This is a genomic window from Xanthomonas bonasiae (assembly GCF_017163705.1).
GTDB classification, from domain to species: Bacteria; Pseudomonadota; Gammaproteobacteria; order Xanthomonadales; family Xanthomonadaceae; genus Xanthomonas_A; species Xanthomonas_A bonasiae.
The window spans coordinates 117,758-129,519 of record NZ_JAFIWB010000009.1; the positions used below are offsets into that span (position 1 = coordinate 117,758).

Sequence of the window (11,762 nt, forward strand, 5' to 3'; positions counted from 1 at the left end):
CGCATGAAGCACCGTTCGCTGCCGTTGCTGTTGTCCCTGGCCGGGGCGCTGTCCTGCATGGCGCCGGCGCTCGCGCGCAACGGCGACGGTGGCGCGCCGGCGAAGCCGCCGTCCGGCCCCAATCCGAAGGTGGAGGCGGCGATGCGGGCGTGCGCTGCCGAGCAGGGTGTGGCGGCGCCCGCTGCAGGTCCGCCGCCCGCTGCGGGGCGCCCGTCCGCTCAAGGCCGCCCGCCCGCCGATGCGAAGCGTCTGGACATGGCCAAGTTCGACGCATGCATGAGCGCCAAGGGGCTGCCCAAGCCGAAGGGTCCGCCTCCGCAGGGCGGCCAGCCGGAACATGGCGCGCCGCCGGCAGGCTGACGGTGCAGTCGCCGCCGCTGGCATTTCCGCAGGCGCCCGCGCAGGACGTCTATCTGCAGCGTTATCTGCTGCCCTTCCAGCCCTGGCTGGATGCGGCGGACGTCACCGAGATCCTGGTCAATCGCCCGGGCGAGGTCTGGGTGGAGCGCCTCGGCCAGCCCTGCATGCAGCGCATCGACGTCCCCGCCATCGACGATGTGCTGCTGGAACGTCTGGCCACCCAGGTCGCGCGTGTCACCCACCAGGCAGTGAACCGCGAGCATCCGCTGCTGGCGGCCACCTTGCCGGGCGGCGAGCGCGTGCAGGTGGTGGCGCCGCCGGCCACGCGCCGGCATTGGGCGCTGGCGATCCGCCGCCACTTGAATCTGGATCTCGGACTGGAGGCGTATCGGCTGGCCGACGCAGGCGCCCGCGACGACCTGGCCTGGGATGCGCAGGCGTCGCTGTCCGGGTTGCGTGCCGCGGTCGCGGCGCGGCGCACGCTGTTGATCGCCGGCGGTACCTCGTCGGGCAAGACCACCTTCCTCAATGCGTTGCTGAAGGAGGTGCCGGCGAGCGAACGCATCGTCGCGGTGGAAGACACGCCGGAGCTGCACCTGCGCCAACCCAATCACCTCGGCCTGGTCGCGGTGAAGGGCGAGCAGGGCGAAACCCGCATCACCACCCAGGATCTGCTGCAGGCCGCGTTGCGGCTGCGGCCGGACCGCATCCTGCTCGGCGAAGTGCGCGGCCCGGAGGCGGTGACCTTCCTGCGCGCGATCAACACCGGCCATCCGGGGTCGTTCACCACCATCCATGCCAACACGCCGCAGGGCGCGCTGGAACAGCTGGCGCTGATGGTGATGCAGTCGGGCATCGGCCTGAGCCGTGCCGACACCTTGGGCTACATCCGCAGCGTGGTCGACCTGGTGGTGCAGCTGGGCCGGGTCAACGGCGAACGTCGCATCCTGGCGATCGAGGCGCTGCGCTGAGTGCGCGCTGGGCATCGCCGCCTGCGCGATGGCGATTGTGTGACGATTCCGTTCGCGTATCGGTGCCGCTCGTAAACAAATGCGCGGCGCGTCGTCCAATGCGCGGTTGTGCGATTGCCGTCGCGTCGGCTGAGACGGCGTGCCGCTAGATTCCTCGGCCTTCCATCGTGTCGTCCCGGACTGGAGTCGCGCCATGCTCGTTTGCCGCAAACCCGCATCGCCGTTGTCGCGGCAGCGTTGGCGCAGCCCGCTCAGCGCGCTGGCCATGCTCGCCTGCACCTTGTTCGGCGCTTGCGCGGCGTTGGCGATCGGCGCGGCGACGGTATAGCGGGGCGGAGCGGATCGATGCGGGTCCGCAGCGCCACTCTCCTGGCTTTCGCCGGGCCTTGGAATGGCGCTGGTCGCGATGGGATGGGCCGCGGCAGGTGAGTCTCGCGGCGACAGGTCTGGTTGCTTGCGACGGGACGAGAGAAACGTCGCGTCGTTCAAGCGCCTCGCGTGTTTGCCGCGGTGGCGATGGCGCCTGTTCAATGGTGGCGCCGCCGTAGGGTGCGCCGCCTTCGGTACTTCGATGCGATCTTCGGCGCGATGCCCCTGCACGCCATGCGCACGGCTGCCTCCGATCGCGCGAACCGGCAGCTTGGCGACCGGCGACCGGCCGATGGCTCAGCGCGGCAACCGCGCGGCCAGTTTTCCCAATTGCCGCATCGCGCTTTCCAGGGGTTCGCTCCACGGCTGGCCGCAGGTCAGACGCAGGTGGTCGGCGTAGTCGCCGCGGCTGGAATACAGATGCCCGGGCGAGGTGCCGATGCCCGCGGCCAGCGCCGCCTCGAACAGCGCCTGGCCGCTGCCGCCGTCGGCCAGTTGCAGCCACAGCGACAGCCCGCCGGCGGGATCGCCGACCCGGGTGCCGGCAGGCCAGTGCCGCACGATCGCTTCGCGCAGGCGCTGGCCGTTGTCGGCGAGGGTGCGGCGCAGCTTGCGCAGGTGCCGCTCCAGATCGTGCTGCGCCAGGTAGTCGGCCAGCGCCAGCTGCGGCAGGCTGGCGCCGCCGACGGTGGAGAAGTACTTGGCGCGGACCAGCGCGTCGGTCCATTCGCCGCCGAGCAGCCAGCCCACGCGCAGGCCCGGCGCCAGCACCTTGGAGAACGAGCCGCAGGTGATCACGTTGCCGTGCGTGTCGAAGTGGCGCAGCGGGCGCGGGCGCTGCCCGGACCAATCCAGCTCGCCGTAGATGTCGTCCTCGATCACCACGGTGCCGTGGCGTGCGCAGCTGTCGAGCAGGGCGCGCTTGGCGCTGTCGGGAGTGAGGCTGCCGAGCGGATTGTTGAAGTTGGGCACCAGCACCGCCGCGCGCGCCGGGGTGCGTTGCAGCAGCGCGTCCAGGCGCGCGGCGTCGATGCCGTGGCCGGCGCGGTTGGGCACTTCCAGCACCTTCAGCCGCAGCGCCGCGACCGCCTGCAGGATGCCGTGGTAGGTCGGGGTTTCCACCAGCACCACGTCGCCGGGTGCGGTGAGCGTGCGCAGCGCCAGGCTGATCGCCTCCATCGCGCCGGCGGTCACCACCACTTCGTCCGCCGCCACCGTGGTGGCGCAGTGCGCGTAGCGCTGCGCGATCTGCCGGCGCAGCGCGGCGTGGCCTTGTGGCGGCGCATAGTCGAGCGCGACCGCGCGATGGCGGCGCAGCTGCCGCGCCAGCGCGGCGGCGAGTTGTGCGGCCGGCAGCAGCGCCGGCGCCGGGGTCGCGGTGTGCAGCGGGACCAGGTCCGAGCGCGCGAGCATGTCGAGCACGCCTTGCAACGCCGGGTTGTCGACCATGCCCGGCGTGCGCCGCCGCGCCGGCGTCGGCAGCGGCGTCAACGGCTCGGCGGCGGCACGCACGAAATAGCCGGAGCGCGGCCGCGCCTGTACCCGTCCCTCGCGCTCCAGCTGCAGGCAGGCCTGCGCCGCGGTGGCGGTGCTGATGCCGTGGTTGGCCGCCAGCTGCCGGATCGACGGCAGGCGCTCGCCGGCGCGCAGCGTGCCGCGCTCGATCTGCTCGCGCAGCTGCACCGCGAGCGATTCGTACAAGAGCATGCGGGCGCCTCATCTGTATCGGTCCACTTACAGCGTATCTGAATCTGTAATGGTCGGGTGCGGCGCTGCACACTGGGCCTGTGCCGGCCATCGCGTCGGCGTTCCCCCCCTTGCTTGCGAGGCCGGCCATGCCGCTTTCCGTGTTCGTCGTCGATGCCTTCACCACGGTCCGCTTCAAGGGCAATCCCGCCGCAGTGGTACCGCTGCAGGCGTGGTTGCCGGATGCGCTGATGCAGGCCATCGCCAGCGAGAACAACCTGTCGGAGACCGCGTTCTTCGTGCGCGATACCGATGGCGTGTTCGCGATCCGCTGGTTCTCGCCGCTGAAGGAAGTCGGCTTCTGCGGCCATGCGACGCTGGCCAGCGCGTTCGTGATCGCCACCCAGCAGCTCGCACCGTTCCCGCTGCGCTTGCGTGCGGCCGCGGTCGGCGAACTGGGTGTGGAGCGGCTCGCCGACGGCAGCTTCGAGATGCGCTTTCCGAATCAGGCGCCGGCCTTGTTGGCGTCGGTGCCGCAGGCCCTGTACGACGCCTTGTCGATCGTGCCGCAGGCGGTGTATGCCAACGCGCAGGCGTACATCGCGGTGTACGCGGACGAACGCCAGGTGCGCGCGGTGGTGCCGGATCTGGCGCGGATGCTGGCGCTGGCGCCGCGCGATGTGGCGGTGACCGCGCCCGGCAATAGCCACGATTTCGTGTCGCGCTATTTCTGGCCGGCCAATGGCGGCGCCGAAGATCCGGTGACCGGCTCCATCCATGCCGCGCTGGCGCCGTTGTGGGCGCAGGCGCTGGGCAAGGTGCAGCTGACCGCGCTGCAGGCCTCGGCGCGCGGCGGCGAGCTTGGGTGCCGGGTCGAGGCGCAGCACGTCTATGTGCGCGGCAGCGCGGTGCAGTACCTGCACGGGACGATCGCGCTGTGAGCGCGGCGGTCGCCGTTGCCGCCGGCGCCGCGCGGCGCGCGCTGTGGCAGTTGTTGCTGGCCGAAGTGCTGATCGGCTCGGTCGGCGTGTTCGTGCACGAGAGCGGCCAGGACCCGGTGACCGCGGTGTTCTACCGCTGCCTGTTCGGCGCCGTGTTCCTCACCGTCTGCGGGTTGCTCGGCGGCCAGTTGCGCGGGCTGTGGCGCGAGCGCAGGTTGCTGCGCGACGCCGCGGTCAGCGGCGTGCTGCTGGTGCTGAACTGGGTGGCGCTGTTCGCCGGCATGGCGCGCTCGTCGATCGGCGTGGCGACGATGGTCTACCACGTGTTCCCGTTCGTGATGCTGATCCTGGCGGCGATGCTGCAAGGCGAGCGCACGCGCCGCAGCGACCTGGGCTGGACGCTGCTGGCCTTCGTCGGTGTGGCGTGCTCGGCGGATCCGGCGCGGCTGTGGCATACCGCCGATCGCGGCTATCTGTTCGGCATCGCGCTGACCCTGCTGGCGGCGTTGCTGTGCGGCGCGTCGCTGTTGATGTCGCGGCGCATCAGCCGCGAGCGGCCGCTGGCGGTGGTGACGGTGCAGTGCTGGGTGGGCACGCTGCTGCTGGCGGGATTTTCCAGCGGCAGCGCATTGCATCCGGGCATGCACTGGCTGTGGCTGGCCGGCCTGGGGGTGATCCACAGCGGCGTCGTCTACGTGCTGTTCTATTCGTCCTACCGACACCTGCACGTGGCGACGATCGCGATCCTGGCATTCGTGTACCCGCTGGTCACCTTGCTGCTGGACTTCCTGCTGTACGGCCACCGGCTGGTGCCGGTGCAATGGCTGGGCCTGGCGCTGATCGTGCTCGGTACGCTGGCGGTGAATCTGAAATGGCGTTGGCCGCGGCGCGCTGCAGGCGCGGCGGCGGGCGCTGTGGCGCGCTAGATGCGCAGTTCACGCATCGCAGTCGGCGAAGCGTTTGTGGGAGCGACTTCAGTCGCGACAGGCCTTGCCGGTACGGCCTGTCGCCACTGAAGTCGCTCCCACCGAGGTCATTCGCACCTGCACACCTGTTCCGGTCGGTCCGTATCGCCGGAACGGATGCGCGGACGAAGCGCTTAACGCACGTTGCGCAATTCCCAGCCGCTGCCGGCGAGCAGGCGCATGCGTTGCTTGAGGATGTCGCCGGGGATGCTGGTGGTGGCGACCAGGTCGATGCGCAGGTCGTCCTGCTTGCCGCTGACCGTGGCGGCCGGATCGACGACGCCCAGCGACGGATCCACGTCGTCCGGCTCCGGCTGCAGCGCGCGCCAGCGCTCGAACCAGGCGGGGCTGCTCAAGGCCTGCTGCAACTGCTCGGCGAAGGCGTCGGCGCCGTTGGCGCTGAAGCTGAGCGTGGGTTCGCTGCCGCGCGCGCGGGCGGGGTCGGGCAGGCTGATCGAATAGGTCACGGCCATGGCGGTTCCTCTGTGGAGCGGTGCGGCGCAGCCTAGCAGGCGGCGTCGTGAGTGGGTTGTCTACGCCGGAGACGTTGTAGGAGCGGCTTCAGCCGCGACAGGTGCTATCGGCAGCTTGTCGCGGCTGAAGCCGCTCCTACAACAAGCAACAAGATTCGCGCGCAACCCCTAGCCAAACACATGCGGCCCATCGGCGAAGCCCAGGGTGAGCGCGCCCTTGCCGACGTTGACCATGCCGGTCAGGCTCATCACGCTTTCCAGCACCTCCACCGCGTGCGTCTCGCAGACCTGGCGCAACGCCGTATAGCCGGGCAGGGCGCGCAGTTCGCTCAGCTCGCCGCCGTAGCTCAGGCACAGCGTGGGCGTCATCAGCCCGGCGGCGACGCGCTTGCCGACGAACTCGAACAGCTTCTGCACCGCGGCGTCGAAGCCCTTGATCTTGGCCACCGGCGCGGTGTCGCCGCGATAGCCGTGCAGCACCGGCTTGATGTCCAGCGCGGTGCCGAGCGCGGCGCTGATCAGGCCGACGCTGCGGTCGCCCTTGCTGCGCGCGCGGGCGCGCATGTAGTACAGGTCGCGGGTGACCATGTAGCCGTGCACGTTGCCGGCCAGTTCCTCCAGCCGTTCGCGGATCGCCTGCACGCTGGCCCCGGCCGCGCGCAGGCGTACAGCCTCCACCGCGGTCACCGCCTGCGCGGCGAACAGGTTCTGCGTGTCGATCACCCGCAGCGCGAACGGCGAGGTGTGTCCGGCGGCCTGCCGGATCGGCTTGTAGTCGTTGAGGATGGCGAAGCTGGCCTGCAGCGCATGCTGGTGGATCGGGCTGCGGGTCTTGGTGATGGTCATGCAGAACACGTGGTCGTAGTCGATCACCAGCCGGCTCAGGAACAGCTCGCGGATCTGCGCCACGCTGAACGGGATGGTTTCCGCTTCGGCGCCGTGCTCGGCCACGTGCGCATGCAGGAAGCTCAGCGTGGCTTCCTCGTCGCGATGGTCGGCCAGCACTGCCTCGCCGATGCGCACGCTGATCGGCAGCAACACGATGTTGTGGTCTGCGATGTAGTCCTGCGGCAAGTCGCAGGCAGAATCCACCACGATCCCGATACGCATCTGGCCCCCTCCGGCGTTGCGCCTCGTCAGTACCGGCTAGGTTAGCGCAGACGCCCGGGAACGTCGCGGCCGGCTCAGCCGGGGCGCTGCACGGCGACCGGCAGCGCCGCCAGCCGCGCCATCTCGCCGCGCTGCAGCAGCTGCGGATCGGCCAACAGCGCCTGCATCAGCGGATGCGCGTCGTTGCCCCACAGCAAGGCCTCGCCGACCTGCAGCGTCGGCACGCCGAACACGCCGGCGGCGATGGCCTGTTCGGTATTGCCGCGCAGCTGCGCCTTGACCTGCGGATCGCCCACGGCGGCGGCCGCATCGGCGATGCCAAGCGCCAGCGCCACCGGGGCCAGTGCGGCGGCATCGTCGCCGGCGTGGCCGTCGCGCCACAGCCAATCGAACAGCGCGTCGATCGCCTGCGGCGTGCTGCCGGCGGCGATGCACAGCCGCAGCGCGGCCAGCGGGTTGAACGGATGCGCCGGCGGAAACCGCAGCGGCACGCCCTCCTGCTGCGCCTGCCACTGCACGAACTGGTAGGTGAAGCTGCGCTTGTGCGGGATCTCCGCCGGTCCACGCGTGTGCAGATGCTGCAGCACCGCGCCGAACACGATCGGCACCGGCTCGATCCGCGCGAACTCCGGCAGCGCCTTGAGCTTGTGCCAATGCAGATAGGAAAACGGCGAGACGAAATCGAAATACCAGCGCAAGCGCATGAGCGGGCTCCGGTCGGGCATGCGCCAGCTTACTCGCCTGCCGGCATGCGGCGCGGCGTGTTGCACTGCGGCGCATGCCGCGCCCGTGCGGGTGCCGCGACCGGGGCGCTGGACGCCGCGGTAGACAATGCGTCGCCGCCGATCTCGACCGCGTGTGGGAACTGGGAACGCGCGCACGCTGCAGGTCTCGACCGCGTGGCGCTATTGCCGCAGCGCATGCCGCCAGGCGTTCTTCGCATAGCTCGTGCCGCGCGGGTCTTGCTAGCGTCCGCCGCGGCAGCACCTCCGCTGCCGTGCCCGCCGACTTCCTGGGAGAAACCGAACATGCATGATGTCCAGATCGTTCCGATCGCCGCACCGCATCTGCGCGCCGCCGCGCCGCGCGCGCGCATGCGCCGGCGCCTGCTGCAGGCGCTGTTCGCCGTGTCGTGCCTGGCGGCTGCGCCGCTGGCGCTGGCCGGGCCCTACAAGATCTTCGGCAACCACTATGCGTGGGTCAACAATTTCAACGATCCCAACAACGTCATCCAGGGCACCTTCGGCACCGGCAGCACGCCGGAGCTGACGGTCACCTTCAATTTCGCCAACTCCAGCCTGTACGGGTATCCGGCGATCGTCCGCGGCTGGCACTACGACTGGAACCCGACCAGCGACACCTTGTTTCCGCGGCAGGTGTCGTCGCTGAGCACGATCCCGGTCAAGTTCACCTACAGCGCCGGCGGCAGCAACCTGGGCGGCGATTTCGCCTACGACCTGTTCTTCCGCCGCGACACCAGCAAGGGCGTGCCGCAGTTGGAAGTGATGATCTGGGGCGGACACAATTCCTGGCCGATCGGCACGCTCACCGCCAGCAACGTGATCAGCGCCGGCGGCTACACCTTCGACCTGTGGGAAGGCAACAACAGCGCCGCCGGCTACTACGTCTACACCTTCATCCCGCACGCCACCGCCGGCCAGCCCAACCTGCCCACCAGCGGCAACCTCAACGTCGACGTCAAGCCGTTCCTGAACTGGCTGCAGGCCAACCGCAGCAAGGACGGCCGCTACAGCAACGCGCTGTATCTGCACGTGGTCGAGGCCGGCTTCGAGGTGGTGCGCGGCAACGGCTGGGCCAAGGTCAGCGCGACCATCGACGCGCATTGAGTTGCGCGCCGCAGCGGCGGCCAGGCCGGGCCGTCGCCGCCCTGGCGGGAATTTCCCGGCATCGATGCTGGCGCGCCGGCAATGGCCGACGCCAGCGCGGCAAACGCAGCGGGCTGGCGCACCACACCGTCGTCGCGGCGGACCGCGGACGCTTGCAGAGCAGCGGCCGGGCCACGGTGCGTGTCGCGACGTGATGCGGCGCGGCCCGCACCGCTTGCACCGCCCGCGCGCTACTGCGTATACGCCCGCGGCAGCGCGCCGGCCTGCTTCATGTAGCGGTCGCGCAACTCGGTCTGGCGCGAGCGCATCGGGATCGGGCGGCCGCCCAGCCAGACCTGCTCGGCGTAGTGGGCCACGTCCAGCGGATCGCCTTCCCACAGCACCAGGTCGGCGAGCTTGCCGGGGGCGATGCTGCCCAGTTTGTCGCCCACGCCCAGCGCCTCGGCCGGGACCCGGGTCAGGCCGGCCAGGCCGTCTTCCCAGGGCAGGCCGTGCGCTACCGCGTTGCCGGCCAGCTGGCGCTGCTTGCGCGCGTTGTGCGAGCCGTCGCCGCCCTGGGTGAAGCTCACCGCGACGCCGGCCGCGTTCAGCCGCGCCGCGTTCTCCAGGGTCGCGCCGATCTGGTCGAAGCTGCTCGGCAGGTCGTCCAGTGCGTTGACGAACACCGGCACCTTCACCGCGGCCAGCAGCGGCGCCAGCTTCCACGCCTCGTCGCCGCCGGCGATGGCGATGCGCACCTTCTCGCGCTGCGCCCAGCGCAGCAGCTGGCGGATGTCGGCGGCGCGGTTCACCGCCACCACGATGCGGCCCTGGCCGGCCAGGTACCTGGCCAGCACGGCGCGTCCGGCCGGGGTCAGCAAGGCATGCGGCGAGTCCGCCGGCATGCGTCCGCGCGCTTCGGCCACTATCTGGTCGAGCAGCATCCACTGTGCGGCGCGCGACTTGCCGCTCAGTTCCAGCGCGTCGCTGCCCAGGCGCACGTACAGCGCGTGCGGGCCGATCGGGTCGGCGCCGCCGTCCAGACGCATCACCGCGCCCTGGCCGGCGATGAAGGCGCCGCCGCTGTTGGCGCCGAGCGCGGTGAAGCCGATGCCCTCCACGCGCGCGACCGGGATCAGCACCGAGTCGGGGTTGTAGGCCAGGGTCACGTCGAACTCCGGACGCATCGGCTGGTCGTGCGGCAGGCTCAGCGCGCTGTCCACGGTGGAGGATTCGCCGGACACCTCCTCGATGCCGATCTCGGTGATGCCGCCGAACAGGGCCGGGGTCAGCGGGCGGCCCTTGGCCTCGATCACCGCGACCCCGGCCGGAGCGGACAAGCCGCTGCCGACCGCGCGGATGGTGCCGCCCTGGACCAGCACGTCGGCGTTCTGCAAGGTGCCGCGCGCGCTGGCGGTATGCACGGTGGCGCCGCGGATCAGCACGTCCTGCGCGAAGGCGGGTGCGCTGCCGAGGATCAGGCAGGCAGCGATCGCCAGGCGCTGTGCCAGGGGGCGGCGCGAATGCGGAGCGGAACGGCTCATGGGGCAGCCTCCTGGCCGAGCATGAAGTCGGATGTGGGTTGCAGGCGGCGGTCGGCGCGGTCGTAGACCTGCGCGCCGTCGATGTAGACCTTCTCGGCCAGCGCGTAGGAACTGAACGGGCTGCCGTTCCACACCACCACGTCGGCCATCTTGCCCGGCTCCAGCGAGCCGGTCTGCTTCTCGATGCCCAGCGCCTTGGCCGGGTTGCTGGTCAGCCAGCGGATCGCGCGCTCGGGCGCGATGGCGATGCCGGCGCGGCGCCCGGCGGCCATCGCCTTGGCCGCTTCCTGGTTGAGCCGCTGGATGCCTTCCTCCGAATCCGAATGCACGATGGCGCAGCCGTTGGCCGGGCGATCGACCAGCGCGATGTTTTCCTGGATGCCGTCGAAGGCCTCCATCTTGAAGCCCCACCAGTCCGCCCACAGCGCGCCGCAGACGTTTTCCTGGGCCAAGCGGTCGGCGATCTTGTAGGCCTCCACGCCGTGGTGGAAGGCGGCGATCTTGAAGCCGAATTCCTTGGCCAGGTCGAGCATGGTGGTCATCTCGTCGGCGCGGTAGCAGTGGATGTGCACGCGGATGTCGCCGTTGATCGCGCCGGCCAGGGTGTCCAGCTTCAGGTCGCGCTTGCCGCCGCTGTCGCCGGAACTGTCGTTGTCGCCGGCGCCGCGGCTCCACCAATGGCGCTTTTCCGGCGCCTTCTTCTTCGGCGCGTTCTTGCGCAGGTATTCGCTGGCGTCGATGAACGCGGCGCGGTAGCCGGCGACGTTGCCCATGCGCGTGGCCGGGCCGCCCTTCTCGCCGTACACGCGCTTGGGGTTCTCGCCGCAGGCCATCTTCAGGCCCCACGGCGCGCCGGGGAACTTCATCGCCTGGTAGGTGGTGGCCGGCACGTTCTTCAGGGTCACGCCGCGGCCGCCGACCAGGTTGGCCGATCCCGGCAGCACCTGCAGCGAGGTGACGCCGCCGGCCAGCGCGGTGCCGAAGCCCGGATCCTGCGGCCAGATCGAATGTTCGGCCCAGACGTTGGGCGTCACCGGCGCGGTCATTTCGTTGCCGTCGCTGTGCGCGCTGACGCCGGGGCTGGCGTACACGCCCAGGTGCGAGTGCACGTCGATGATGCCGGGCGTGACCCACTTGCCGTGGCCGTCGATGCGGGTGACGTTGGCCGGAGCGGCGAGCGCGCGGCCCACCGCCTGCACGCGGCCGTCCTGCAGCAGCACGTCGGCATCGTCCAGGCGCTCGCCGGTGCCGGTGAGCACGGTGGCGTGCTCGATCAGCACCGGCGTGGATGCCAGCGGCCGGTAGGTGCTGGGGTAAGGGTCTTCGACGAAGCGCGAGGCCGCCGCGGCAGGGCCGCACAGCGCCACGCCCAGGCAGGCGAGCAACAGATGACGCATCAGATTTTCCCCGGATGTTGGCTGCAGCGTTGGCGCCGCCTGCGCACGCTAGCCCGAGCCGGCGCGCTTGCCAAGTGCGGGTGGCGTGGGGCGGGATTGGGGATTGGGGATTCGCAGAGC

At 70.6% G+C, this 11,762-nt stretch carries 11 protein-coding genes; 5 read left to right on the forward strand and 6 right to left on the reverse strand.

What is annotated here, in order from left to right:
- Nucleotides 1-3: 3 nt before the first annotated feature.
- Together JR064_RS10830 and virB11 are read left to right on the forward strand one after the other, a co-directional pair.
- A complete protein-coding gene (locus JR064_RS10830; RefSeq protein ID WP_206229715.1) occupies nucleotides 4-360 on the forward strand; it encodes a hypothetical protein in 357 nt (118 codons plus the stop codon).
- Between the two features lie 2 nt (nucleotides 361-362).
- Entirely contained in the window at nucleotides 363-1,331 is a 969-nt protein-coding gene (virB11, locus tag JR064_RS10835) for a P-type DNA transfer ATPase VirB11 (RefSeq protein ID WP_206229716.1), read from the forward strand.
- 666 nt (nucleotides 1,332-1,997) lie between these two features.
- On the opposite strand, the gene JR064_RS10840 is transcribed toward virB11, so the two are convergent.
- Complete coding sequence (locus JR064_RS10840) at nucleotides 1,998-3,407, reverse strand: aminotransferase-like domain-containing protein (protein ID WP_206229717.1); 1,410 nt, start codon at nucleotides 3,405-3,407, stop codon at nucleotides 1,998-2,000.
- A 128-nt stretch (nucleotides 3,408-3,535) separates the two neighbouring features.
- Here JR064_RS10840 and JR064_RS10845 point away from each other — a divergent pair, with 128 nt between their 5' ends.
- Entirely contained in the window at nucleotides 3,536-4,327 is a 792-nt protein-coding gene (locus JR064_RS10845) for a PhzF family phenazine biosynthesis protein (protein WP_191825310.1), read from the forward strand.
- The gene (locus JR064_RS10850) at nucleotides 4,324-5,253 is read left to right on the forward strand and encodes an EamA family transporter (RefSeq protein ID WP_206229718.1); all 930 of its coding nucleotides are present in this window, start codon (nucleotides 4,324-4,326) and stop codon (nucleotides 5,251-5,253) included. Before JR064_RS10845 ends, JR064_RS10850 begins: the two co-directional genes overlap by 4 nt.
- A 173-nt stretch (nucleotides 5,254-5,426) precedes the next feature.
- Here the strand turns inward: JR064_RS10850 and JR064_RS10855 are convergent, their stop codons facing one another.
- The 3 genes from JR064_RS10855 to JR064_RS10865 all read right to left on the reverse strand — a co-directional run bounded on the left by JR064_RS10855 (nucleotide 5,427) and on the right by JR064_RS10865 (nucleotide 7,579).
- Entirely contained in the window at nucleotides 5,427-5,765 is a 339-nt protein-coding gene (locus JR064_RS10855; RefSeq protein WP_179567200.1) for a hypothetical protein, read from the reverse strand.
- A gap of 168 nt (nucleotides 5,766-5,933) precedes the next feature.
- On the reverse strand, nucleotides 5,934-6,875 hold the full coding sequence (locus JR064_RS10860) for a DegV family protein (protein WP_206229719.1): 942 nt from the start codon (nucleotides 6,873-6,875) through the stop codon (nucleotides 5,934-5,936).
- 74 nt (nucleotides 6,876-6,949) lie between these two features.
- Nucleotides 6,950-7,579 (reverse strand): 2-hydroxychromene-2-carboxylate isomerase, encoded by a 630-nt coding sequence (locus JR064_RS10865; RefSeq protein ID WP_206229720.1) that lies wholly within the window; start codon nucleotides 7,577-7,579, stop codon nucleotides 6,950-6,952.
- Between the two features lie 324 nt (nucleotides 7,580-7,903).
- On the opposite strand from JR064_RS10865, the gene JR064_RS10870 reads away from it, so the two are divergent.
- Nucleotides 7,904-8,722 (forward strand): GH12 family glycosyl hydrolase domain-containing protein, encoded by an 819-nt coding sequence (locus JR064_RS10870; RefSeq protein ID WP_425510290.1) that lies wholly within the window; start codon nucleotides 7,904-7,906, stop codon nucleotides 8,720-8,722.
- 230 nt (nucleotides 8,723-8,952) lie between these two features.
- Here the strand turns inward: JR064_RS10870 and JR064_RS10875 are convergent, their stop codons facing one another.
- Both JR064_RS10875 and JR064_RS10880 read right to left on the reverse strand, forming a co-directional pair.
- The gene (locus JR064_RS10875) at nucleotides 8,953-10,245 is read right to left on the reverse strand and encodes an amidohydrolase family protein (RefSeq protein WP_206229721.1); all 1,293 of its coding nucleotides are present in this window, start codon (nucleotides 10,243-10,245) and stop codon (nucleotides 8,953-8,955) included.
- The gene (locus tag JR064_RS10880) at nucleotides 10,242-11,642 is read right to left on the reverse strand and encodes an amidohydrolase (protein ID WP_185815286.1); all 1,401 of its coding nucleotides are present in this window, start codon (nucleotides 11,640-11,642) and stop codon (nucleotides 10,242-10,244) included. The genes JR064_RS10875 and JR064_RS10880 overlap by 4 nt, the downstream gene beginning before the upstream one ends.
- Between the last annotated feature and the right edge of the window lie 120 nt (nucleotides 11,643-11,762).

Coding starts and splice junctions, on each gene's coding strand:
- JR064_RS10870 (WP_425510290.1), top strand. CDS start 7,904: ATGCATGATGTCCAGATCGTTCCGATCGCCGCACCGCATCTGCGCGCC.
- JR064_RS10830 (WP_206229715.1), top strand. CDS start 4: ATGAAGCACCGTTCGCTGCCGTTGCTGTTGTCCCTGGCCGGGGCGCTG.
- JR064_RS10880 (WP_185815286.1), bottom strand. CDS start 11,642: ATGCGTCATCTGTTGCTCGCCTGCCTGGGCGTGGCGCTGTGCGGCCCT.
- JR064_RS10855 (WP_179567200.1), bottom strand. CDS start 5,765: ATGGCCGTGACCTATTCGATCAGCCTGCCCGACCCCGCCCGCGCGCGC.
- JR064_RS10875 (WP_206229721.1), bottom strand. CDS start 10,245: ATGAGCCGTTCCGCTCCGCATTCGCGCCGCCCCCTGGCACAGCGCCTG.
- JR064_RS10865 (WP_206229720.1), bottom strand. CDS start 7,579: ATGCGCTTGCGCTGGTATTTCGATTTCGTCTCGCCGTTTTCCTATCTG.
- JR064_RS10860 (WP_206229719.1), bottom strand. CDS start 6,875: ATGCGTATCGGGATCGTGGTGGATTCTGCCTGCGACTTGCCGCAGGAC.
- JR064_RS10840 (WP_206229717.1), bottom strand. CDS start 3,407: ATGCTCTTGTACGAATCGCTCGCGGTGCAGCTGCGCGAGCAGATCGAG.
- JR064_RS10845 (WP_191825310.1), top strand. CDS start 3,536: ATGCCGCTTTCCGTGTTCGTCGTCGATGCCTTCACCACGGTCCGCTTC.